Annotated in this window: 21 protein-coding genes; 6 read left to right on the plus strand and 15 right to left on the minus strand. The window is 59.0% G+C overall.

The features are described 5' to 3' along the window. Window positions 1-109: 109 nt before the first annotated feature. Entirely contained in the window at window positions 110-841 is a 732-nt protein-coding gene (locus AC1DWZ_RS03380; protein ID WP_477167449.1) for a 2OG-Fe(II) oxygenase family protein, read from the minus strand. After that, complete coding sequence (locus tag AC1DWZ_RS03385; protein ID WP_477167450.1) at window positions 825-1,607, minus strand: FkbM family methyltransferase; 783 nt, start codon at window positions 1,605-1,607, stop codon at window positions 825-827. The genes AC1DWZ_RS03380 and AC1DWZ_RS03385 overlap by 17 nt, the downstream gene beginning before the upstream one ends. 208 nt (window positions 1,608-1,815) lie before the next feature. Here AC1DWZ_RS03385 and AC1DWZ_RS03390 point away from each other — a divergent pair, with 208 nt between their 5' ends. Beyond that, window positions 1,816-2,394, plus strand: coding sequence for a methyltransferase domain-containing protein (locus AC1DWZ_RS03390; RefSeq protein ID WP_477167451.1), 579 nt, complete (start codon window positions 1,816-1,818; stop codon window positions 2,392-2,394). A 69-nt stretch (window positions 2,395-2,463) separates the two neighbouring features. Here the strand turns inward: AC1DWZ_RS03390 and AC1DWZ_RS03395 are convergent, their stop codons facing one another. The 5 genes from AC1DWZ_RS03395 to AC1DWZ_RS03415 form a co-directional block, all read right to left on the minus strand. After that, complete coding sequence (locus AC1DWZ_RS03395; protein WP_477167452.1) at window positions 2,464-3,192, minus strand: hypothetical protein; 729 nt, start codon at window positions 3,190-3,192, stop codon at window positions 2,464-2,466. A 12-nt stretch (window positions 3,193-3,204) separates the two neighbouring features. After that, window positions 3,205-4,050: a hypothetical protein gene (locus AC1DWZ_RS03400; protein ID WP_477167453.1), complete on the minus strand. Its 846-nt coding sequence runs from the start codon at window positions 4,048-4,050 to the stop codon at window positions 3,205-3,207. A gap of 23 nt (window positions 4,051-4,073) precedes the next feature. Then, complete coding sequence (locus tag AC1DWZ_RS03405) at window positions 4,074-4,535, minus strand: flagellar biosynthesis regulator FlaF (RefSeq protein WP_477167454.1); 462 nt, start codon at window positions 4,533-4,535, stop codon at window positions 4,074-4,076. 74 nt (window positions 4,536-4,609) lie between these two features. Next, entirely contained in the window at window positions 4,610-5,023 is a 414-nt protein-coding gene (locus tag AC1DWZ_RS03410; protein ID WP_477167455.1) for a flagellar biosynthesis repressor FlbT, read from the minus strand. Continuing rightward, on the minus strand, window positions 4,986-7,283 hold the full coding sequence (locus tag AC1DWZ_RS03415; RefSeq protein WP_477167456.1) for a flagellin N-terminal helical domain-containing protein: 2,298 nt from the start codon (window positions 7,281-7,283) through the stop codon (window positions 4,986-4,988). Before AC1DWZ_RS03415 ends, AC1DWZ_RS03410 begins: the two co-directional genes overlap by 38 nt. Window positions 7,284-7,674: 391 nt before the next feature. Here AC1DWZ_RS03415 and AC1DWZ_RS03420 point away from each other — a divergent pair, with 391 nt between their 5' ends. Both AC1DWZ_RS03420 and AC1DWZ_RS03425 read left to right on the plus strand, forming a co-directional pair. Continuing rightward, window positions 7,675-11,097, plus strand: coding sequence for a tetratricopeptide repeat protein (locus tag AC1DWZ_RS03420; RefSeq protein WP_477167457.1), 3,423 nt, complete (start codon window positions 7,675-7,677; stop codon window positions 11,095-11,097). Window positions 11,098-11,137: 40 nt separating this feature from the next. After that, window positions 11,138-12,307 carry a tetratricopeptide repeat protein gene (locus tag AC1DWZ_RS03425; RefSeq protein WP_477167458.1) on the plus strand — a complete coding sequence of 390 codons (1,170 nt, stop codon included), beginning with the start codon at window positions 11,138-11,140 and terminating at the stop codon, window positions 12,305-12,307. 152 nt (window positions 12,308-12,459) lie between these two features. Here AC1DWZ_RS03425 and AC1DWZ_RS03430 read toward each other — a convergent pair whose 3' ends face one another. Then, a complete protein-coding gene (locus AC1DWZ_RS03430; protein WP_477167459.1) occupies window positions 12,460-14,694 on the minus strand; it encodes a flagellin N-terminal helical domain-containing protein in 2,235 nt (744 codons plus the stop codon). 623 nt (window positions 14,695-15,317) lie between these two features. Between AC1DWZ_RS03430 and AC1DWZ_RS03435 the strand changes: the two genes are divergently transcribed. Next, window positions 15,318-15,758 carry a hypothetical protein gene (locus AC1DWZ_RS03435; protein ID WP_477167460.1) on the plus strand — a complete coding sequence of 147 codons (441 nt, stop codon included), beginning with the start codon at window positions 15,318-15,320 and terminating at the stop codon, window positions 15,756-15,758. 67 nt (window positions 15,759-15,825) lie between these two features. On the opposite strand, the gene AC1DWZ_RS03440 is transcribed toward AC1DWZ_RS03435, so the two are convergent. Genes AC1DWZ_RS03440 through AC1DWZ_RS03450 form a run of 3 tightly spaced genes read right to left on the minus strand, consistent with a single transcriptional unit; the run spans window position 15,826 to window position 17,746 of the window. Further along, a complete protein-coding gene (locus tag AC1DWZ_RS03440; RefSeq protein WP_477167461.1) occupies window positions 15,826-16,263 on the minus strand; it encodes a hypothetical protein in 438 nt (145 codons plus the stop codon). After that, a complete protein-coding gene (locus AC1DWZ_RS03445; RefSeq protein ID WP_477167462.1) occupies window positions 16,263-16,583 on the minus strand; it encodes a rod-binding protein in 321 nt (106 codons plus the stop codon). The genes AC1DWZ_RS03440 and AC1DWZ_RS03445 overlap by 1 nt, the downstream gene beginning before the upstream one ends. Beyond that, window positions 16,583-17,746, minus strand: a complete 1,164-nt coding sequence (locus tag AC1DWZ_RS03450) for a flagellar basal body P-ring protein FlgI (RefSeq protein ID WP_477167463.1) — start codon at window positions 17,744-17,746, stop codon at window positions 16,583-16,585. Before AC1DWZ_RS03450 ends, AC1DWZ_RS03445 begins: the two co-directional genes overlap by 1 nt. Window positions 17,747-18,055: 309 nt before the next feature. Between AC1DWZ_RS03450 and AC1DWZ_RS03455 the strand changes: the two genes are divergently transcribed. Next, a complete protein-coding gene (locus AC1DWZ_RS03455; protein ID WP_477167464.1) occupies window positions 18,056-18,487 on the plus strand; it encodes a flagellar assembly protein FliX in 432 nt (143 codons plus the stop codon). Window positions 18,488-18,653: 166 nt separating this feature from the next. After that, window positions 18,654-19,070: an RNA polymerase-binding protein DksA gene (dksA, locus tag AC1DWZ_RS03460; protein ID WP_298683957.1), complete on the plus strand. Its 417-nt coding sequence runs from the start codon at window positions 18,654-18,656 to the stop codon at window positions 19,068-19,070. A 42-nt stretch (window positions 19,071-19,112) separates the two neighbouring features. Here dksA and AC1DWZ_RS03465 read toward each other — a convergent pair whose 3' ends face one another. From AC1DWZ_RS03465 to flgG, 4 genes are all read right to left on the minus strand, one after another. After that, window positions 19,113-19,676, minus strand: a complete 564-nt coding sequence (locus tag AC1DWZ_RS03465) for a nucleotidyltransferase family protein (protein ID WP_477167465.1) — start codon at window positions 19,674-19,676, stop codon at window positions 19,113-19,115. Between the two features lie 155 nt (window positions 19,677-19,831). After that, window positions 19,832-20,611 (minus strand): flagellar basal body L-ring protein FlgH, encoded by a 780-nt coding sequence (gene flgH, locus AC1DWZ_RS03470; RefSeq protein ID WP_477167466.1) that lies wholly within the window; start codon window positions 20,609-20,611, stop codon window positions 19,832-19,834. 11 nt (window positions 20,612-20,622) lie between these two features. Beyond that, window positions 20,623-21,645, minus strand: a complete 1,023-nt coding sequence (gene flgA, locus AC1DWZ_RS03475) for a flagellar basal body P-ring formation chaperone FlgA (protein WP_477167467.1) — start codon at window positions 21,643-21,645, stop codon at window positions 20,623-20,625. A gap of 11 nt (window positions 21,646-21,656) precedes the next feature. Continuing rightward, complete coding sequence (flgG, locus tag AC1DWZ_RS03480) at window positions 21,657-22,442, minus strand: flagellar basal-body rod protein FlgG (RefSeq protein WP_477167468.1); 786 nt, start codon at window positions 22,440-22,442, stop codon at window positions 21,657-21,659. Window positions 22,443-22,461 lie beyond the last annotated feature (19 nt).

The following is a 22,461-nucleotide window of genomic DNA, read 5'->3' on the forward strand; positions in this document are numbered from 1 at the left end:
CGCACGCAAGGCTTGCCGGGGTGCTAGGACGAGATTTTCCTAGATACAAAAATGGCGGCGGCATCGTTGGATTGCCGCCGCCAGAATATCGACGCGTCTTGTCGCGTGCTCAGTCCTTGAATTTGCCCTTGAGGTCGAAGAACAGAATGTCGCGCTGCTTGTTGGCGCCTTTGACCGGCTCGACGCCATGAAAGCATGCCGCCGTCTTGGGGAAGGCGGCGACCACGTTGGTCGCATAGGGCACTGTTATGACGTGATCGAAGTTCTTGAAGTCGAGATGCGGCCCGCCTTCATTGGTAAAGCCGCGCTCCTTGGGAATGTAGAGAGCGGTGCCGAGTTCTTCGGCGGCATTGTCCTTGGGCAGATAGAACAGCATCGAGACCAGCTTGCTGGGATTATCAGTGTGTGGCCCTAGCGAGTAGGTGTCGAGATCGCGCATCAGGAACGTTTCATGCCAGACTTTGAGGCCGCGCTTGGTACCGCCGGCACTGGCGAAGCGCTGCTCGATCTGCGGCCGGAAGCGGTCGAAGACGCAGTTCACGAACTCGCCATCCCCCAGCGTGTCAAAAACGCGGCGCCAGAAATCGCGCTGCGCGGCGCTTAGATTGGCTTTGTCGAGGTCGGACGGGAACAGTGACAGGCGTGCCCGCGAATAGCCGGTTCCGACCCGCCCGCTGTCAACCAGGACGGTATAACCGTCATTGTCCGGCAGATTTCGCTGCAATTCCGCAAAGAATTCTTTCGGGAAAATGTCCTCGACGTAGATGTGCGGGAACGGATAGCTGCGGATCTGAGTGTTGGCGATCTTGTAGATCAGATGGAGCTTAACGTCGGAAAACATACTCGCCCACTCCCGTAAACGCCCCCTCGGTCCGAGCCGCGATCGCAACTTGTGCCGGGTCGTAATGGAATCCCAGCACCGCGAGGTCATCCAGAATCTGGCGGTGCTCAGGCAGATGCGGATTAATTTCGATGATGAGCGAACGTACGTCAGGATGGCGCAACGTCGCAGCAGCACCGGCAATGACCTTGTGTTCGAAACCGTCGACATCGAGCTTGATGTGATTGGGGACCGGCATCAGCCCGTCGGCGATCAACTGGTCGATCTTAGCCGAGAAGCAACCCTGCACGAAGGGCGACTTGCGCTCTTCCAGCTTGAAGTCGACCGAGGCGTCGAAGCTGTGGCAAGACCCGCCAATGGTGAAATCGGACAAATGGATGGTGCTGAATTTGGCTTCGTCGGAGAGGGCGCAGCAAAATGCGGTGACCCGGTCGGAAAGATTGTTGGCGACCAGGTTGCGGCAGAGCAGGGCGTAATTCTGCGATTCCGGCTCAAAGGCAAAGACCTTGGCGTCGCGCATGACTGCGGCGAAAACCGTATACATGCCGACATTGGCGCCGACATCGAGCAGGACCGCGCCAGGTTCGATTGCCTCCAGCCATTCGATGGTGGAAGGTTCCTTGGTGAACAAGGTCTGCACGCGCCACAGCGGTGTCTTGCCGGGCAAGGCATAGCGCAGCTTCTTGCCTTTATAGGGAATGGCAATCACCGGCATGCCGGCGTCGTATCTTTTCACGGCGTCGATGACGCGCGGATCGATTTGCATGGTGGTCGGCCTCGTGTCCGCATCTGCAAGCATCGGTATCATCCCAGTTCCTGACGGTAGGTGGCCATTAAGGAAATGTCCAGAAACTGTGAGCATAATCCGTGCCATAGACGGTTAATGGTGCATTCCGGCCCGATTGGGCGCAGGATGGCATGGAAACTGCTAATCTTGTGCACAACTAAGATGGCCAGTGAGATGGAGCGAAATCATGGCAACCCCAGGCGCGGCTAATCCCGGCGGGCAGATCAGCGAAGAATATCGCCGCATGCAGGAAAAGCTGCATGAGAATCCCCATTATGGTGTCGCATCAGTGCAGTATGCGCCGGTGGTTGCCAAAATCATGCAGCAGGTAGGCACTACCGAGCTCCTCGATTACGGCGCCGGCAAGGGACGCCTTGGCGAAACCTTGCGGCCGATGTTCAGCACGCCGCTCAATATCCATCATTACGATCCGGCGCGACCGGAATGGGCAGCCGAGCCGGCGCCCTGCGGTTTTGTCTGCTGCATTGATGTGCTGGAGCATATCGAGCCAAACTATCTCGACAACGTGCTCGATCATTTGAAGCGGCTGGTCATGAAGCGGGGGTTCTTCACCGTCCATACCGGGCCGGCGATCAAAGTACTGCCCGACGGCCGCAATGCGCATCTCATCCAGGAGCCGCCGAGCTGGTGGCTGCCGAAATTCATGGAGCGCTTCGACCTCACGGTGTTCCAGAAGATGCCGCAGGGCTTCTGGGTGCTGGTCGAGCGCAAGCCGGAGAAGCCGGTTCTGGTTGAGCCAGTCTAACTATTTGTTACAACAAAGAAAAAGGCCCGAGAAGATCTCGGGCCTTTTTCGTTTGTGTCTTTGATATCCTCAAGCAGGCGGCAGGATCGCCTCGTGATGCAATTTCGCGACCTTGCGGCCGCTGGCTGTCTTGGCGGCATGTACGGAATGAGCCATCAGTTCCTGCCAGGTCTTGGTCTGGTTGGAAGCCTGATGCTCGGCCAGCCATTCGGCGGTGTATTCGCTGCCCTTGGTTTCCTCGAAGATCGGCATGCCCTGGGTGTAATGCACCAGCTTGGCGTCCGTCCGCGGCGGATCGTAGCCGACCAGGTGATTCCATTCCCGCGGCAGATCGCCAACCAGATTGTCGGGCAGCCAGTCAAGGCCATGGGGTGCGCGCGCCTGTTTCGGATCCTCGACATATTCCGGCGTCAGGATCCGATTGGCGGGATGACCACAATTGAACATGATCATCGATGCCCATTCGAATTTCTTGACGTTCTTCGAGACCATGGCGGCATAGCGGTCGTCGCAGAGGGCGAAGAGCTCGGCCATATCGGCAAGGCACAGATAGTCGATATCCATGAACATGCCCCAGCCCTGATAGCCGCACAGCCATGGTGTCAGGAAACGGCTGAATGTGAAGGGGGTGAGCCCTTGGCGAGTCATTGGCAAGGTCGGCAGCACCAGCGGCGTGATCGCAATGGGCTTTGAACAACGGCGCAGGATGCTGAACTGCAGGACGTTATAAGAGACCGCCTGACGGTGATCGTAGCCGATGAAAATGCGCAACGGTTGTTCGTAAGTCTGGCCTGACATCAAATTATCCAATTAGAACAAAGAGTCGTAGAGGACGCCGTTAAGCTTGCTGGTGGCTGAGGTGCCGATGGCCGGCAGATTGGAGATGAAGGAATAGCCAGAGCTGAGGCTGCTGACCAAATTGTCTGTGGCGACACCCAGGCTGGTGGCAAAGCCATAGGCATCCTGGGAAGTCGAAGTGCCCTGTTCGATCGTATCGTAGTCGTTCTTGTAAACGCCCTGCGTCAACTGCACCGCATACTGAATTTCGTTCTTGGACTGCGGGTCCTGGCCACCCAGGCGCGAGAGTCGCATGACATAGTCGCCCTGGTTGAGCTCCAGCGTACCAGCTTCCAGCTTCTGATATGCAGCGTAGGCATCACCGGACGACGGATCCTGATCAGCAATCAACTGGCCGCTGCTTTTGGAAAAAAGCTGGACGCGGAACAGCTCCTTATCTGTCGGGTCGGCGATCAACGTACCCAATTTGACATTGCCGGTTGTCGCCACCTTGAAACGGAAGACATCGACGGCATCGCCAGTTGATAAGGCACTGAAGAGATTGAGCCGGCTGTCATTCTTGCGCAGGACGCCGATGTCCCGCGCCGTCATATTGTTATCGATCTTGACGTCGTTGGTCTGCTTCTCGAATTCCTGGGGCGTGATCGACTGCTGCAGCTTGATCTGGTCGACCTCGGCCGTGATCTGGGCATTGAGAGCAGCGAGATCGGTATCCGACCCTGACGCCTTTTCATTGCTTGCGGCAATGGCGGCCGCGGTATCGGCGGTAGCCTGCTTTAAGATGGCTGCATTCTTTGCCACCAGCTCTGCCTGTGCCTTGGCGGCTGCCGCACTTGCGCTGATAGGTGTTGTAGCCATAGCCTCAGTCTCCGCGGACGGCCTTACGCCGTCAAATTCATGAAAGGCTGCGCATGCTTGCCAGTCGCTGGTGCCGGTGTTGCCTGCGCCGGGACGACGGGTGCCGGATTGGCGTCAGCCGCCAGTTCCGGCGTCATCGACAATCCTTCAGCAATCGACCGGTTGATATCGATGATGGGCTGAATCTTGCTGCCATCGAGGTCGCCGAGGCGCGCCATCAGATGACGGTCGACCATAACGGACAGTGCCAAGACGTTGTCACGTATTTCCTTGGGCAGCTCGGAGGCCGGATCGATCAAGGAAGCCTGGAAAATCGACCACAGGCGCTGATTGAGCACTAAAGCCGTTCGCATGGCTTCGCCCTTATCGTCGGTCACGCGCGCTGCCAATATGAGGCGCCGCGACGCTTCCGCCAGCGCCCAAGCTTCGGTGCTGCGCGGATCCATTGCCTTCGGTTGACTTGCGTAACCAGTCGCCGGTTTCATTACTTTCCCTCCGTGGCCCCTTCCTGCCGGCTATTCAGCGGGAAGTGCCGACTGCTCGGTTCTTCTAATATACCCTAGAAGAGCTTCGCCGTCGCCTTGAGAGCCCGGTAGTAGTCACCGCTATGCACCAAGCGTGCCACTTCCGTTAAGGCTTCCAAATCGTCGGACCGGTGTCGCATGGTTTCCGCCAGAATGGCCTCGAATTTCACAAGATTTTCGGGGGCATTCTCCGGGAAGAGGTAAATAAGCTGGATAACAAGATAGAGCTTCTTCTCGATCGTGTCGGCGGCACCATCTTTCATGACCTCGCGGCCACGCAGGAAATTCGCCTTATTAAAGAGATAGAAACTGCCCGGCTCTTCACCACGCCCGATGACGGCACCGTTAACGATCACTTTTTCGCCGGGGCGAAGGGTAAATTTAAGCGGCAATTCAGGCCTCCCAATGACTTCAGGTACCTGTACGCCACTTAAGATCCCATCGAACATCCGGCAGCTCTCCGGTGGTCAATCGATCCTTGGGGACGGACGGGGCGCCGAACAATCGCAAGATGGCCTGTTGCGCCTGGTTGGCGAGAGAAAGCGAGATGGTACCCAACTGCTGCCTTGTCTGCAGCGTGAGGATGTTCGCACCTTCTTCGTTCTGGTCCGCCTGGACCAGCTTATTGCCACCCTCAATCAGAACGTTCGAGAACTCAGCAGTATAGGTTTCTCGAGTCTGAATGACGTTGAGGTTGGTGCTGAGGTTCGACGATGCCGCGCGGAGTGACAGTTTGGCGGCATCGAGCTGTTTAACCGCAGCATCGATATCCGTTCTGTCGTTCCACCCGTTTTGTGCAAAGTCGAGCTTCAGGCCTTGACCGTTGGTCTGGACGTTCTGGCTGACGACCGTCACGTTGCTGGTGTTGGTCTCGTTCAGCTGCACCGCCAGATTGTTGGCATCAGATGCATCGGTCACCTGCTTGGTGGTGAGCACGGCGCTGGAGCCGGTATTAGCGGCACGAACGTCGAATTGAACATCACGGGTCGCGGTAAACGCACCGCGAACTTTGACGTCCAGAGTTGCACCCAGATTTACCTCAGTCAACGAAGCCGCCGCAGCGAAGCTGATAACAGCGCCGCTGTTGATGCCGCCGGTGATGCTGAAGGCGATCTGAGAGGTAGCCGCAACAATGTGCTGCGAGCCGTCGAGCGTGATGGTGACCGAAGCCGTACCACCGAACTCGTCCGTGTATTGGAAGGTCGCGGACGTGCTGTTGGCGGCAATGATCTTGATGTTCACGCTGGTGACGGTGTCGTCGGCAAAGCTGCCGGCGCCGCCGAAGGCGATATTCGTGGTACCGAACGAGATGTCCGTTCCCACGACGGTGCCCGAAGTTTCAGCCGCGGTGGCCGAGGCCGCCGTGACTGCGTATTTAACTTCGCCCAGGTTGATATTGAGGGTGAAGTTCAGGGCCTGAGCACCGACGCCGTCGAACGAGGTTTCAGTATCGGTGGCAACGATCGTGCTGGTACCGGCCACCGACGTCCCGTTATCACCGGCGAGGGCCAGCGTGAACGTTTGGAAGTTGTTGGTGGCGTAGTCAAACGATGTCGCAGAACCCGTCAGCGCGAAGGTTTCGTCCACGCTAACCGGAGTTGCCGTGCCGATCGTCGGCGTGCCGACGATGGTGCCGCCACCGGTGCCGTATGCCGTACCGACCGCCGCCGAGAATTTCGACGACAACAGGATCTGGCGTTCATCAACGGTAACGCGCGCCGTGCCCGAATCAAAGGCATAGGCGTTTTCACCATCAGAGACCTTGCCCTGACCGAGGAGGCTGAGGCCGTCACGAGTGATCTTCTCGCCATTCTCGTTGGTAATTGCCACCTGGAGATTGACGTTCTTTTCGATGATCGACGTGCCGACGCCGGCGGTGTCGGGGGTGTCTTCAATCGCGTCGAAGTCGATGTCGAAGGAGACATTCGTGCCGCTCTGGAACGAATGCGAGAACTTCAGCGTCGTGCCGTTCGCCTGAGCAATGTCCCATTCCGAGTTCGTGAAGGTCTGCGTAACCGTCGCCGAACCTTCCGTCACGGTAATGGTCTTGTCCTTACCCTGACCACCGCTGACCTTGATCCGGATGTCGTCAAAGTTGGCGGCATTGGTCGAGGCGAAGCCGGCGATCTGAAGATTGGAGATACCGCGATCCCGTTCAGCTTCCGCGATATCGTTCGACGACCCGGAGATGGCACCGTCGCCAGTCACTTCGATATTGTAGTTGTCGGCCGAAACGACATTGGTCGCGCGCGCGCCGCTGATACCGGCGAGCGCATTGACATTGACCTTCGAGGAGGCCGTCGCATCGATGGAGAGGCCGGAACCGACCAGCAGGTTTTTGCCCTGATAGCCAGAGTCCGCGGCCAGACGATCGATCTGACGAAGGATGCTGTTGTATTGGCTGGCAAGGCTGTTGCGCAGGGACACCGACGAGGAGTCATTGCCCAACTGGCCCAGGGCCTGGGTGGTGAGACCGCGGGCCTGTTCGACCAGCTTTTCAATGTTCGTAATACCGGTGTCGGCGGATTTGATCGTGCTGATCGCCTGGCCGATACCGTCCTTGAGGCCGTTCAAATCGCCAGCGCGCTGGTTGAGACCCTTCGCGGCGAAGAAGCTCGCCGGGCCGTCGAGGGCGCTGTTGATCTTGTTGCCGGTCGCGAGGCGGAGCTGAGTACGCTCCAAGCTCACGGTGGTGTTCTGCAGCAGCAAGAGGTTGCTGCGGATACCAGCATTAAGTTGGACTTCGTTAGCCATTTAAGTGCTCCTTTGGAGACCTATGTAAGCGGCGAAACTTTGTTTCGTCGGCCACTGCGGATTGCAGGCGGCTCGTAATGGGAAGCAATTTCCCTGCCAGTCGGCAATTTTTTCGTAAATCCAGCAATTTGGCCGTTTTGCAGGGGGTGAGGCCTGGGGTTGCTCGGCAAAAAGTGCCCGGCTCGGCATTTGTTGCCTAGGCAAGAATGGCTGGACGGAAAATACTGCCGATTCATCAAAGACTTAGGATTAACAAGATGTTAACATCTGAGCCCTGGAATGGATGGAAAATGGTACAAAACATGCATGAAGGCAGGGATTGATGTCCGCCCAGGAGCGCAGCGTTATGACCGGCTTGATTGATCTGCTGGATTTTACCGGCAGTGGTGCCATGCCCAAAGGTGCCCTCTCTCATAGCGGGGGGCCGATTCCGACTACCGAGCTCGGCGGGCAGGCTGCTGGAAAGCCCGGACCAAGCCCGGAGGTCCAGGAGAAAATCAACAAGCTCCTCCTCGTCGCGACCTCGGCCCATGAACATGGCAAGCGCAAAAAGCTGCGCACGGCGCTCGAAGAAATACTGGCGCTCGATCCGCGGCACGCGACGGCTCTCTACAATCTGGCCGTCATCGAACGCGATGACGACAAGCGGGGCCCAGCGGAGCTTCTGTTCCGGCGTGCGATCGAAGCAAATCCAGAAAATATGGACGCTTATCAAGGCCTTGGCGATATGCTGTTCAATGCCAAGCATGCGCTTTCAGCCATTAAGATTTACGAGAGAGCGCTGCTGAAGGCACCCCACCGCTTGGCCATCCTGGCAAATCTGCTGCGCTGCCGGATCATGATGCGGCAGCTGCGCGAGGTTGAGGCACTGTGCGAACGCATCCTCGCCATCTCGGACACTGAAGCCGACATGTACTGCTATCTGGCTTGGAGCTGCATGAAGCAGGGTTCAAAGCTGGACAAGGCCAATGCCGCCGTTAACAGGGCGCTGGAACTCGACCCCGATTCCATCAAGGCCAATGTGGTGCTGGAGCGGCTGGCTGCCATTCAGGGCGACGGCGATCTGGCTGCGCGGACGCGTACGAAACTGACGGGAATGGTGGTTGCCGGCAATCTGGAAGATCTGAAGAAGCTGACGGAGATCTACCTTTTGGCCGACGGCTATGAGGTCGCGGCCCAGATGATCCAGGAATATCTCCAGGCCTATCCCAGCGATGGGGATGCGGAAGGCTTGCTGCTGCAGACGATCATGAGTGACGGCGATTTCCATGCCGCGCAGCTCATTCTCGACAAAATGACAAAACGCCTGCCGGATAATCAGAATCTGCGCATGTCTCGCTGCCTCAATAATTTCCGACTGGGTCATTTCGCTGCGGCTTCCGCCGAAATGGACAGTCGTTGGGGGCGCAAGGGGGCTGGCGACAGATGGGAATTGCCTGTGCCGGATTGGCAGGGCGAGCCGATCCGCGACGGCAAGCTGGCGGTTTATGCCGAGCAGGGCGTTGGTGACCATGTGATGTATGGCGGGCAGATGCTGCCCCTCCGTGATCATTGCCGGCATATTGTATTTGAGGTGAACAGCCGGCAGGTGTCGCTGTTTCAGCGCAGCTTCCCGGATTTTGAGGTGCTGGAGCGCAACACGCTTCCTGCTGGTTGGCGCAGCAATGAGGTCAAAGCAAAGGTTGCTGCCGCCGATTTGGTGCCGGCCATGAAGCTGGATTATCGCGATTTACCTGGCCGCGAGGGTTTTCTCATTCCCAGCCCAGACTGGCTTGGCAAACTGCGCAAGAAGTATCAGGCGCGGTTCCCGGGCAAATTGCTGGTTGGCATTTCCTGGCGCTCCGGCAACCGCGACAGTGCTGCAGCGCGCTCCCTCGAGCTCTTCAACTGGTTGCCAATCCTCAATAATCAGAACGCTGCTTTCATCAATCTGCAATATGGTGACGTCACGACCGACGTCACCGAGATGAAGGAGCAGTATGGCATTGAGGTGCTGGTCGACAACACCATCAATCCGATGGGCAATATGGATCCGTTTACGGCCCAGGTCGGGGCCATGGATCTGATCATCTCCGTCGACAACAGTGCCATTCATTATGCCGCTGCGCTCGGCAAACCGGTCTGGGCAATGCTGCCGATCAATTCCGACTGGCGCTGGATGACGGAGGGCATGAAGTCTGTCTGGTATGACAGCCTCAATCTCTACCGGCAGAAAAAGGGCGACGTCTGGGAAACGCTGATCGACAAGATGGCGGCACAGCTGCGCGACGTCGACAGAGCAGATCTGGCGACCGCTCATGTCGCCATGCTCAAGCGCTGTGCCGAGACCTTGCTTCGCTATGGCCGCCTTAACGAGGCCGAAGATTATTGCCGCATGCTGCTGGAGGCGGGCGTGCATAAGGATATCGCCTTGCGCGGCATCGGCCTTGCGGCCCTCGCGGTCGGTCGGGCCGAGGAAGCCGTCGGCATTCTGGCGCGGGGTGTCGAATTGGCAACGGAACGCGGGCAATTGCAGGCGGATCTGGCCGTTGCTCTCGACGCCGTCGGCCAAACGCGGCAGGCGGAAAAGCTCGCGCGCGATACCGTGCGGCAACATCCGGAGAATGAAGGTGCGCTGATCAGCCTGGCACGCGTTCTTGCCAGCCAGAACCGGCTGGGCGAGGCCACCGATTTCTACGCGCGCGTTCTACGCCAGAAGCCGGATCATATTTTCTCGCGCATTCAGTTGGCGCGGCTCCAGGCCGCCCAGGGCGAATGGGATCTGGCGCGCAGCAATTTCGAAAAGGCCTTGGCCTTTGCGCCGACGTCAGCCATCGCGCATGTCGGCTTGGCAGAGGCCAATCTGCGCAGCGGCGACTATGCGAAGGGTTGGCCACATTGGGGCTGGCGGTTCGGCGTCAGGCCGGGCCTGCTGCCACGGCATCTCGAAACCATCGACCCAGCGAAATATCCGAAATCCTGGGAAGGCGGGCATTTGCGGCGGACGCGTGTGTTCCTGCGGGCTGAACGGTCGCTGGCCGAACAATTGCTGTTCGCCCCCCTCCTGGCCGAAGCTGCCGAGGAAGCGCGCAGCCTGTTGGTCGAATGCGAACCCACTGCGTTGCCGTTGCTGCAGGCGGCCTATCCAAAGATCAAGCTGGTGCCTGCGGGCTTCTCGACCCCGCAGGGGTTGATTGACGAGCGTGCCCAGATTGTCAGCAGTCTCGGAGATCTTGCCGCACGTTACCGGGCGGATGCGGGCAAATTCCCTGTCGGCGCCGTGCCTCTTCTGAAGCCGGACCTGAACTTGGCCAACCAGTTCCAGGCAGATTATCGGGCCGTAATGCCGGAAAAGAAACTGATCGGCCTGTCCTGGCGGGGCGGCGAGGGTGCAGCGAAGACGGCGCTGCAGGATTGGCTCCCGCTGTTCGACTTGGAGAACCTCGGTGTCGTCAACGTCCAGCGTGATGCCAAAGATGACGAGCTTAACGAATTCGCCGCTGCCGGTCGCGACATGATCATCGACCCGCGGGCCAAGGGAGATCTTTCGGCCTATCTTGCCCAGCTGGCGGCACTCGATGCCGTGGTTGCCGTGGATGACGTCACGGCGCATCTGGCCGCCCTGCTCGGAAAGCCAGTCATCAAGGTGGTTTCGGTGATCGACCATTGGTGCTGGGGATCGGACACCAACCGGCAAATGTGGTATGAAAAGCTGCGTACTGTCTTCCAGGGCGCGGACGGTACGGTCGACGAATTGGTTGCTGCGGCGATCAAGGCCGTGCGTACGTAGAAATCGGCGCCATCGTTTGGGCGTGCCGCGAGGTGACAAAATGAATCGTAAGGAACGGCGCACCGCCGCCAAACAGATCCGGACCGCCGATATCTCGGGCGCCTCGGACAAGACCATCGACATGATCATCGCCCGTGCCATGGCGGATGCCGAGGCTAAGAAATGGCCTCAGGCGGAGATGGCCCTCCGGCAGATTCTGGAAACCAATCCGGCGCATGCCGAAGCCTGCCATCAGTTGGGCATGACGCTGGCGCGGGCTGGGCGTGCCGTGGAAGGCATCGACTCTCTATGCAAGGCGGTTCAACTCAAGCCGCGCGAGGCCCTCTATTGGCAGAATCTTGCAGTTTGCTATAACGCAGCTGCGCAGTACCAGAAGGCTGCGGATGCAGCACGGCACGCGGTAGAAATCGATCCTGGCTACGGAATTGCGTGGGACAGTCTTGGCGATGCTTTGATGGAATCAAAGGATTTCGTCGGGGCTCAGGAGGCATACGAACGCTCTCTGAAGCTCAAGGGAGATGATGTCGTCACGTTGAAGCGACTTTCCAACTGTTTGATGAATGCCGGCAGTCTCGATGCCGCCGAAAAGCGACTGACCGAGATTCTCGACAAGGCGCCGGATGACAGTGAAGTGCATTCCAATCTGGGTGCAGTGCTGTTGACGCAAGGTCGAGCCACGGATGCTTTGCGGCATCTGGAGATCGCGGCCGAGAGCCATGCGAATAATTTGACGGTCGCCCATAACTACGGCCGTGCCCTGGCAGCAACGGGTGAGATCGAGAAAGCGTTGCGCTGGCTGCGTCGGGCGACGTCGATCGATCATCGGGCGATGGGCCCGTGGCAGCATTTGGGTGAGTTGCTCCTGGAGAAGGGCGATCTTGTAGAAGCAAAGGTCGCGGCAAGACGTGCCGTCGACATGGCGCCAGGCCATGGTGGCGCTGCTGATCTCCTCCGCCGTGTCGAACAAGCGCAGGCCCCGGCCGCCGGCGCCACGATTGCGCCGGCGGCAAAACAATCACCCGTCATGTGGGACTTTCATCTGGGCGATGGTGCTACGCCCACAGAGGTGCCGACTGCCGAGTTGATGGTCACCTTTGATGACGAGCCGCTCAATGGCACGGCTGCAAAAGGTGCGAAGCCGGCCCAGAAACCTGTCAAAGCAGATCCGGCGACCGGAATCGTCGATCTGACGGTGCTGAAGATCGGCTGAGCATCACGCGTTCATTGGAGATATGAAAAACGGCGCCCTGCGGAAGCAGGGCGCCGTTTTTGTCTGCGAACTCTGGCCGTCGAAGTAATGCCGGCCCAGCGGGAGCGAATCGCTGGGCCGGCTTTGCTAAGCGCCGATCGGGGGATCGGCCCTCAGAACAGGCGCAGGATGGCCTGCTGCGCCTGATTGGCAAGACTGAGCGAGATGGTGCCGAGCTGCTGTCGCGTTTGGAGCTGCAGCATGTTGGCGCCTTCTTCGTTCTGGTCGGCCTGCACCAGCTTGTTGGCGCCCTCCGCCAGCACGTCGATGAATTCCTTGGTGTATTCAAGCCTGGTCGTGATGACATCGAGGTTGTTGTTGAGCGCTGAGGCGGTAGATCGCAGCCTGATCTTGGCCGCGTCGATCATGGCCGCGGCATTGTCGATGTCCGCTCGATCGAGCCAGTCGTTCTGGGCAAAATCGACCGCCAATCCCTGTCCGTCCGTCTTGACGTTGCGACTGACCACTGTCACCTGGTTGGTGTTGGTCTCATTGAGCTGAACCGTAAGGTTGTTCTGCTCGGTACCGTCCGTGACCTGGATCGTGTTGAGGGCCGCGGTAAATCCGGTCTGCGCCACACGCACGTCGAAACGCAGTTCATCCGGTGCTGTGAAGGCGCCAATCGCGTTGTAGGTGAGCGTCGCCTCGGCGTCGGCACGCAACGACGTGCCGCCGACCGTCAGTTGGACGATGGCACCACTGTTGACGCCACCGCTGATGACAAAGCTCAGCACCTGGGCGGCGTTGAGATCGCCCGTGATCAGTGCCTTGCCGCCATAGCCGTCGTCCAGGATGAAGGTGGACGCCGAGCCGTCGGTCTTGACGTTGACGGTGATCTTGTGCGCCAGGTTGTCGGCCATGCCGGAAATGCTGGTCAGCGCGATATTGCCGGCTGAAACTGCACCACCAGTGACATTCTCGGTGCCATTGGCTTGGGCTGCATCCGACGCCGAGGCGACGGTAATGCCATTGAGACCGCTGCGCAGCAGATTTATATCGACGCTCTGGCCGTTGTCGGCGATCGAGCTGAACGTGACCACACCATCGGCACTGACCGACAGGGCGACCGTTGAAAACGGTCCCGTTGCCGTGACGGTATAGATGTCGAAGTGGCCCGTCGTGAAGTTGAAGTTCGTCGGGTCGCCCGCCGCCGTGATGTTGTACGTGAAGTCGTTGGAAATGCCGGTTGCCGAGATAACGGGCGTTCCGACGATGCCACTGGCGGCACGGCCATAGGATTCACCGATTGCCGCGCTATAGGCTGAGGATTGCAGGATTGTGCGCTCGTCGATTGTCAGACGCGGGGTGCCGGTGTCGAAATTCCAGCTGTTTTCGCCGTCTGCCAATTTCTGCTGGCCAAGGAGATTGTTGGCCGAGCGGGTGATGGTCTGGCCGACGCCATTGAAGTTGGCGACGTCGACTCCGAGATCGACCAGCTTTTCGATGGTCGAGGTGCCAAGACCGTTGGTATCGGCAACATCGTCGATCTGGTCGAAATCAATGTCGAAATTGACATGCGTGCCACTGGCGAACTGGTGGTCGAAGTTGAGCACCTGGCCGGTGGACTTTGCGTCCTGCCACTGCTGCAAGCTAAAGGTCTTGGTGACCGCAACATCACCTTCGGTGATGGTGAAGGTCTTGGCTTTGCCTTTGCCGCCGGTATAGCGGATCGTGATTTCATCGAGATTGCCGGAGGTCTTGCTCTGGAAGCCACTGACCACCAGGTTGCTGATACCACGGTCGCGCTCGGTGTCGGCGATGTCACTGGCATTGGCCGTGATCTGGCCATTGCCCTCGACATCGATGACATAGTCATCGACCTTGGTCACGTTGGTGACACGTGAGGCGGTGACGCCGGGGAGCGCGTTCGTAGCACTCTTGGAAGAGGACGTCGCATCGAGGCGGAGGCCGCTGCCGAGCAGCAGGTTCTTGCCCTGATAGCTGGAGTCTTCTGCAAGCTTGTCGATCTGACGCAGCAGCGTGTTGTATTGCTCAGCGAGAGATTTGCGGAGCGCCACCGAATTGGCGTCGCTGCCGAGATTTTGATAGGCCGAAGTTACGAGACCCTTTGCCTGTTCGATCAGGGTCTCGATCTTGGTCATACCGGTGTCGGCTGCCTTGATGGTCGAAACCGACTGGTTGATCGAGTCCTTCAACGTGGCGAGGTCATCGGCACGGCGATTGAGACCCTTTGAGGCGAAATAGGCTACTGGCCCGTCGATCGCACCATTGATCTTGTTGCCGGTCGCCAGCCGCTGCTGGGTTCTGTCCAATTTGCCGGAGAGCTGCTGCAACAAGAGAAGATTGCTGCGGATACCGCCGGTTAATTGAATGTCGTTGGTCGCCATCTGGGTTCTCCCGAATGTGTATTGCGACTTCGGCGGTCGTTTTGACCACCTGCGGCGCCATTCGCCACGTCTCGGGAGGGTTTATGCAGCTATTGTGCCAGTTGATAATTTATTGATTTATATGAATAAAATAGAGTTTTTGAGTGTGGTCACGCTATGTAAGGTCTGCCGAGTGTGGCAAGATCGGTCTGCCAAAGGCGGAATTTTCTGCATGGATGCGCGGCATTCGGCCTGCGGCGCTGGCCGTGCGGGCCAATATTGCCGGTGCGCAATATTGCTGTTGTTCGAATATTGGCGATGCTTTGATCGTTGGGCGACAGGAGTCCCAAAGGCGTGCATGGGAGTGTGTATAGGCCGTTATGCCTATTGCATATTTTGCCAGTAAAACATATCCTGGAATCTGGGTAACTTTAAGTTGGTCGCGGTCTGTCAGTCTTTTGCAGCCCGACGTGAACTTAAAACCTCATATTTGGCAGACCCCCATTGGCGATTAACCCGATCGCTACACGAGCAGGGGGACCATAGTTGAGGGTTATTGCTGAATGGTAAATGGATCGCAGACAGTCAGTTCGGTAAGTGGTGGCGCCCCGCTTTTTGTGCGGGCGTCGTCGGCTGCCGCTGTCTTGTCTGCAGAATCCGCTGGGACGCCTGACGTTGCGGCCAGTTTGCCGGCGGATCAGGTTGTTCCGGAGACCTTGCAGGCCTTCCGCTATAACAGTTTCGAATTTTCCTACCGCCAGGATTTCGGCAAGATTGTTCTGCTGCGGCAGAAGCCGGATACTGGCGAGGTCGTCCAGCAGTTCCCGTCTGAATATTATTTGCGCAAATACGCTGATAGCGAGCGCGTGGCCAAGAATGCTGCCGATAGCGGTGTTGCGAAGGTAGTAGCGCCTGCGAAGGCTGACGTTGCGACAGGAATCGATTTGCCGGCGTCGCCGGCACCGACCAACAATGGTGCCAGTACGCCTACGGTGGCGGTCGTGGCGACCGCGCCGTCCGTGCCATCAGCCCCAGCCCTGCCCGGTGGCGGTTCGGGGACCAGCCGGGTCGATCTCACGATCTGACTTCCGCTTCTATGAAATGATAACGGCGCCGCAACGATGTGTGCGGCGCCGTTTGCTTGTCTGTTGATCAAGCCCGCTGCTGGACAGCGACTGGGCAGGCCGGGGTCTGGCGCCGGGATTTCGTGATGGTGCCACGGTTATTATAGCCTGTGACGGCTGCGCGCTTATCGTCCAGGGACTGAACGACCGCTCGCATGACGCGCTCATTGACATCGCGCATCGCTTTGAGGGCGCGCAGATTATCCTGCACAGAGGTCTGGAAGCGTTCCGTTGCCTCGGTGAGTTCGTCACGCAGGGCTGCATTCACCGCGCTGACATCTTCACCTGGTTCCTTTAAGGCCATGGTGAAGGCTTGATAGGCATCGGCCAGGGCGACCTTGTCCATCTGCAACTGCTTGAGCTCGGTCGGCTTCAGGCTGCGCATCAGTTCCAGTTCGCGCTCCATGCAGCCGATCAGCTGCGAGGTGATGGCCAGCAGTTCCGTCATCCGCGTTGTCTTGTCCATCACTGAACCTCCTGAATTTGCAGCAATTGACGTTGCACAATGTCGGCAATGCCAAGGGAATGAGTGCGCGCGACGCTCTTGCCGAATTCCTGATTGAGAAGCGACTTGAACATGGATTCGCCTTCACCACCGCCGACGACAGGATCCGGCTCGATGTCCGAGGACATCTGGTCGAATACCAGGCCGGCAAAGAAGGCTTCGAAATCCTCGGCCACCTTGGAGATGCCGGCGGCATCGCGCGATGCCGGCTTAAGAGCTGGGCCTGTTCCTGCTGTCAGGCTGGGGTCGAGCATCAAAGGTGCGGTGCTGAGATCGGCCATCACTGCACCACCATGTCGGCTTGCATCGCGCCGGCGGTCTTGATCGATTGCAGGATCGAGATGAGATCGCGAGGGCCGACGCCCAGTGAGTTGAGACCGGCTACCAATTCTTCCAGCGTGACACCGTCATTCAGCACGGCCAGCTTGCGATTGGGATCGTCTTGAATGTCGATGTTGGTCCGGGGCACGACAGTGGTGACGCCGGTCGACGAAAATGGTGACGGCTGAGAGACTTGCGGCGTTTCCGTGACGCGGATTGTGAGATTGCCCTGTGCGATCGCCACCTTGCTGATGCGCACATTCTGGCCGATCACCACGACACCGGTATTTTCGTCGATCACGACGCGCGCCTGCTGGTCCGGTTCGATGGGCAATTGTTCGATATCGGTGAGGAGTGCCGTCGGTTCGCCGCCATATTGCGCGACGTTCAGCTGTACGGTGCCGGAATCGAGTGCGAAGGCAGTGCCGGCACCGACGAACTCGTTGATCGCGTCGGTGACGCGCCGCGCGGTGGTGAAGTCCGGGTTGCGCAAAGCGATCTTAAGCGACTGCAATTGCGAGAAATCAAACGGAACTTCGCGCTCCACGATGCCGCCGCGTGTGATGCGTCCAGAAGTGGGCACGCCACGCACGACGGTTTCGGCTGCGCCGGTTACCTTGAAGCCGCCAATGGTCAATTGACCTTGGCTTACAGCATAGATTTCGCCATCGGCGCCCAGCATCGGCGTTGCCAGCAGGGTCCCGCCCTGGAGGCTCGATGCGTCACCCAGTGACGAGACGGTCACGTCGATTTCCGATCCCTGGCGCGCAAAGGCGGGCAGGGTGGCGGTCACCATGACGGCGGCCACATTCTTGGTTTCGAGGTCGGCGTTGGCCTGGTTGACCTTGACGCCCAAGCGCTCGAGCATGCCGATCAGGCTTTCACGGGTAAACGGCGACTTCTTTTTGACGTCGTCGCCGGTGCCGTCGAGGCCGACCACCAGGCCGTAGCCCACCAGCTGGTTTTCACGGACGCCTTCGAATTCGGCGATATCCTTGATTCGGGATAGGGCGACGGCAGGGCCGGCCGGGATGAGTGCTGTCAGTACCAGAGCGCAAACCGTGACCAGGCTCGTCAGCTGGCGGCGCCATGAAGCGGGGCGGATATGAAGATTTTTCGTCATCGCTCGCTTGAATCCAGGGTTGGAACTTTGTCCAAGCCGGTTAATGCGAGTTCCGTGCCATCCAGGTTCTATAAAATTATCTTTTCAAATCAATGCATTGAACTTGACGCTGTGATGGACGTGGCCCATGTCGTCGAGATCTTTCCGGCAAACCCGGCTGCCAACCCTGCCGGTTGGTACAAAGGCGGCAGAAATTGCCGCCGGAGCAGGGAGCCAATTTCATGCCAAGTTGTTAATTCCTTTAATCTTTTGTTAGTCCTACATGCTACTATATGAAGGTGAATCGGACGTCCCGATCCAGGTGAGTTTGTGGCCATAAAGATCGATCCAGTTTCCCCCAAGCCGGTCGCCGCCAATCGTCGTGTTGGTGGACCGTCTTCGACTGCCTCCGGCGGGGACTTCGCCAAGGCGTTGGGGGAAAGCCATGCCGGCCAGGGCCAGCATGTCTCGATGGCGCTGAGCGTAAGTTCGCTCTCGGTGGTCCTCGCCGTCCAGGAAACGCCCGATGCCGCCAAGGGCAAGGCCAAACAGCGCGCCCGCGATCGCGGCATCAAGATGCTCGACTTCCTGGAGGAGATCCGGATCGGCCTTCTCATGGGGGCCATTCCGAAAGACCGGCTCGAGCAGCTGGCCCAGATGGTCAGGGCCAAGCGCGAGCAGATTGACGATCCGCAGCTCACCGCGATTCTCGACGAGATCGAGCTACGTGCAGCGGTCGAACTGGCCAAGCTCAGTCGCTGATCCTCGGGCCTCTTCTCAAGAATATAATTATTTCAATGTGTTGTGACTGCGCTCGCATGATAAATCGCGCTTGCGGGGAACGGCCTTTTGCCTATACTCCGCGCCAAATTCGCTCCCGATTCACACGTCTTCGGGGCGAAGTGGCAACGACAAGTCGAGACCACGCATGAAGCCATTGCTGTCGCCCGATTACCGGCCTACCGACAAAGAATCCTTCATGAATCCGGTGCAGCTCGAATACTTCCGGCAGAAGCTTCTGGCCTGGAAGGGCGAGTTGCTGCGGGAATCCGGTGAAACGCTGAGCCATCTTCAGGAAGAAAGCCTGTCCGAGCCGGATCTGGCCGACCGGGCCTCGCTGGAGACGGACCGTTCGCTGGAGCTCCGCACCCGTGATCGCGAGCGCAAGTTGATCTCCAAGATCGACGAAGCGCTGGGGCGCATCGAAGATGGTTCCTATGGCTATTGCGAGGAGACCGGTGAGCCGATTTCCCTGAAGCGCCTGGAAGCCCGCCCGATCGCCACCCTGTCGCTTGAGGCGCAAGAGCGCCACGAGCGCATGGAGCGCACACATCGCGACGATTGATCGACCCTCTGATTAATCCATCGGTCGATCAGTTTTCCGTTTTCAGCCACCATCTTCGATCGTCAGCCAGGGCCATCTTTGCTGGTAGCTCTCGGCCTTGGCGCGAATCCCGCGCTGGTCCGGACAATTGGCATTGGCGCGCAACGCACCGCGGGTGAGTTCGTCGGTCCCATAGGGCACGTGCAGATCCAAACTGCCCTCGGTCCGCGGCTGCAGGCCGACACAGGTACATCGCACCTGAAACCGGCCGATCGCTTCCCGTGAAGATGTAACCGCCGGGTAGTCGCTGCCGAAGCGGCTCCGATACCAGAGATGAACCCGCGCCTGATTCTTGATGTCGATGAGCGCATCGAGGTCACCGAACACCAGAGCCGCCCGGCGCACCACCTTATCCTCCGCTTCGTAGGAGAGGTCAGTGGGGTCGCAATAGAAGATATCGTAATCCTTGATGCCGGCCGTGACCGGCCGATCGCTCAGCGCATTCCAATAGGATTGATAAAGGCTGCCTGCGACCAGCCAGGCATCCGGAATCCCCAGCATCGGCAAGCGCGTCAGGATGGCGCGATTGATCGGATTGGCAAGGGCAGCGGTGACGAGATCGGTCATGCCGGAACAATAACGGCGCTGCAGGAAAAAAGAACCCTTCCATCCTGGTGGATGGAAGGGAAAGTTGCCGTCATGAACTCTGCGTCGGTGCGGCCGTTGCCGGATGCGCCGACGTCGCAAAAGCCAGGGGATCGATGGCCTGTGGGATCGATTGCTTAGAACGGGAAGAAGATGTCGTAGACCTGCTGTCCGTAGCGCGGCTGTTGCTGATCCGAGAGCGTGCCCTTGCCGCCATAAGCGATACGGGCCTCGGCGATTTTGTCATAGGGGATTTCGTTGACGTTGGAGATGTCCTCGGGGCGGATCACACCACCCACCGTGAGCTCGCGCAGCTCGTAATTGACCCGCACCTGCTGGGTTCCGGCCAGCACCATATTGCCGTTTGGCATGACCTGGGTGATGACTGCGGCCACCCGCAATTTGATGGCCTCCGACCGGTCGACCGCACCGGAGCCGGTGGTCGTGGAGGCGCTGTCGGAGTTGACCAGATTGCCAGCATCGATGCCGTCGGGAAAGATGTCGGCCAGCATCGTTTCGTAGCCGAGCAGATTGTCGAGACCGGCGCTGTTGCTGCCGTCACGTGCCTGATCGGTCTTGTTGGCAAGCTTCGCCTCGTCGTCGATTTCGATCACCACGGTGAGAATATCGCCCACCTTGCCGGCGCGCTGATCCTTGAAGAAGGCGCGGCTGCCCTGGCGCCACAGCGAATTCGGTTGCCGCACGTCGGCCATCGGGGACGGCATGGGCAGGCTGACCGGCTGATAGTTTGGGTCCTTGGTCGGGTTCTCGATCGGATCCATCTTGGGCTCGTTGCCGATGCCGGCGACGCGGTCGATCATGTTGCCACAACCACTCAACATCCCGGCGCTCAGCAAGGTGGCGATCGTCAGGGTGATGGTGAGGCTGCGTTGCAATCTCAATCTAGAACGGGCCATGGTGGCCTCCTTCAATTCAAAGTGAGCTGGCCGGCGACCGGGATCAGGATCGTGCTCGAATCCTGGACGATGCCCATCAGCTCTTTCTTGCTGTTGACGTTGACGACGCGGATGGCCTGGCCGACGGCCGCGTCTTCCAGGGCTTTGCCGGTGACGGTGAGGCTCATCTGCCCGGATTGCAGGGCGAGTGTCACCAGGCTGTTCTTGCGGACGGCAGGTGTCATCACCAGGTCGCTGCCGCGCAGCATCTGGCCCGTGCGCAAGGGGCGCTTGGTGGTCATGCCGACCATTTGCCGTGCGTCGGTGATGACATTGCCGATCAGCCGGTCCGTGCGGACTGAAATCCATTGCAGGTCGGCATCCTGGACCGTCGTGCCAGCGCCCACGGCGTGGTTGAGGACCGGGATGTCGATGGTTTCGAAGATCGAGCCGGAAACCCGCCGCTGCAATGCCGTAGGCCCATCGGCCGGCACCACCAGAAGGGCGGCAAAACGCTGGCTGTTCGGATCATATTGCAGGCTCTGCACGCCGACCGACGCGGTGATATCTGTCGGCAAGGTGAATTCGACATCGCCGCCATCGATCACCAATTCCATCCGCGCATCATTGGCGGCACGAGCGCTAATGGCGGCCGACAGGGCTTCAACCACAGTGCTGGCTTCGACCTTGTGGCTGATGCGACCGACCAGCACTTTTTCGAACTTTGAATCGGGCCGCCAATCAAGATGATAGGCGCGCGCCAGTTGGCTGAGGAAACGGGCGTCGAAGGACAGTGTCTGGCCGGGTCCGGGAGCCTGTGCGATCGGCGTGTCGCCAACCGACAGCGATTCCATGAACAGGTCGCCAAGGCGCACGACGTCGTCATCCACCATGATATTGCTGCGCAGGCTCAGGCCTTCGGTGCTGGCTTCCGTGCCGTCGAGACTGTCGGCCCCGGCGGGCAGGCTGCCGGCGATGAGGCCAAAGGCGAGGAGCCCCGACGCGAGAAGGGATGAGCGCAATCGCGAACGGCGGGTCAGTGATCGGTAGGTCATGGCACGCCTCCTCAACGGATGTTGCTGACAGTCGCCATCATGTCGTCCGAGGCCTGAATCACCTTGGAGTTGATCTCGTAAGCGCGCTGTGCGGCAATGAGATCGGTCATCTCGCTCACCATGTTCACGTTGGATTGTTCCAGGAAATTCTGCTGCAGCAGGCCGAAGCCGACGGCACCCGGATTGCCTGTGGTAGGCCCGCCTGAGGCTTCGGTTTCCAGCAGCAGATTGTCGCCGCTTTGCTTCAGGCCGGCATCGTTGATGAAGGTCGCCATCTGAATCTGGCCGAGCAGTGTCGGCGTAATCTGGCCGGGGATCGTCACTTCGACCTGGCCATTGCCGTTGATGGTGATGTCGGTCGCATTGTTGGGCACCGTGATGTTGGGCACGATGTCAAAGCCGTCCTGTGTCACCAGCGTACCATCATTGGAAAGGCGCAGCGTGCCATCCCGGGTATAGGCGGTAGTGCCGTCCGGCAGGGTCACCTGCAGGTAGCCGCGACCCTTGATGGCGATGTCGAGCGGGTTGTCGGTGGGGACCAGCGATCCCTGTTCGTTGACCCGGTAAACAGCAACGGCCTTCACGCCGACGCCGATCTGGACACCCGCGGGCACGATCGTCGCCGTATCCGAAGACTGCGTGCCCACGCGACGATAGTCCTGATAGAGCAGATCGGCAAATTCCGAGCGGCTACGCTTGAAGCCCGTCGTGGTGACGTTGGCGATATTGTTGGCGATGACGTCGATGTTCATCTGCTGGGCGAACATGCCGGTCGCGGCTGTGGTCAAGGATCTCATGACTGTCTCTCCCGCCCGT

It is taken from the genome of Dongia sp. P2_B8 (genome assembly GCF_056404715.1).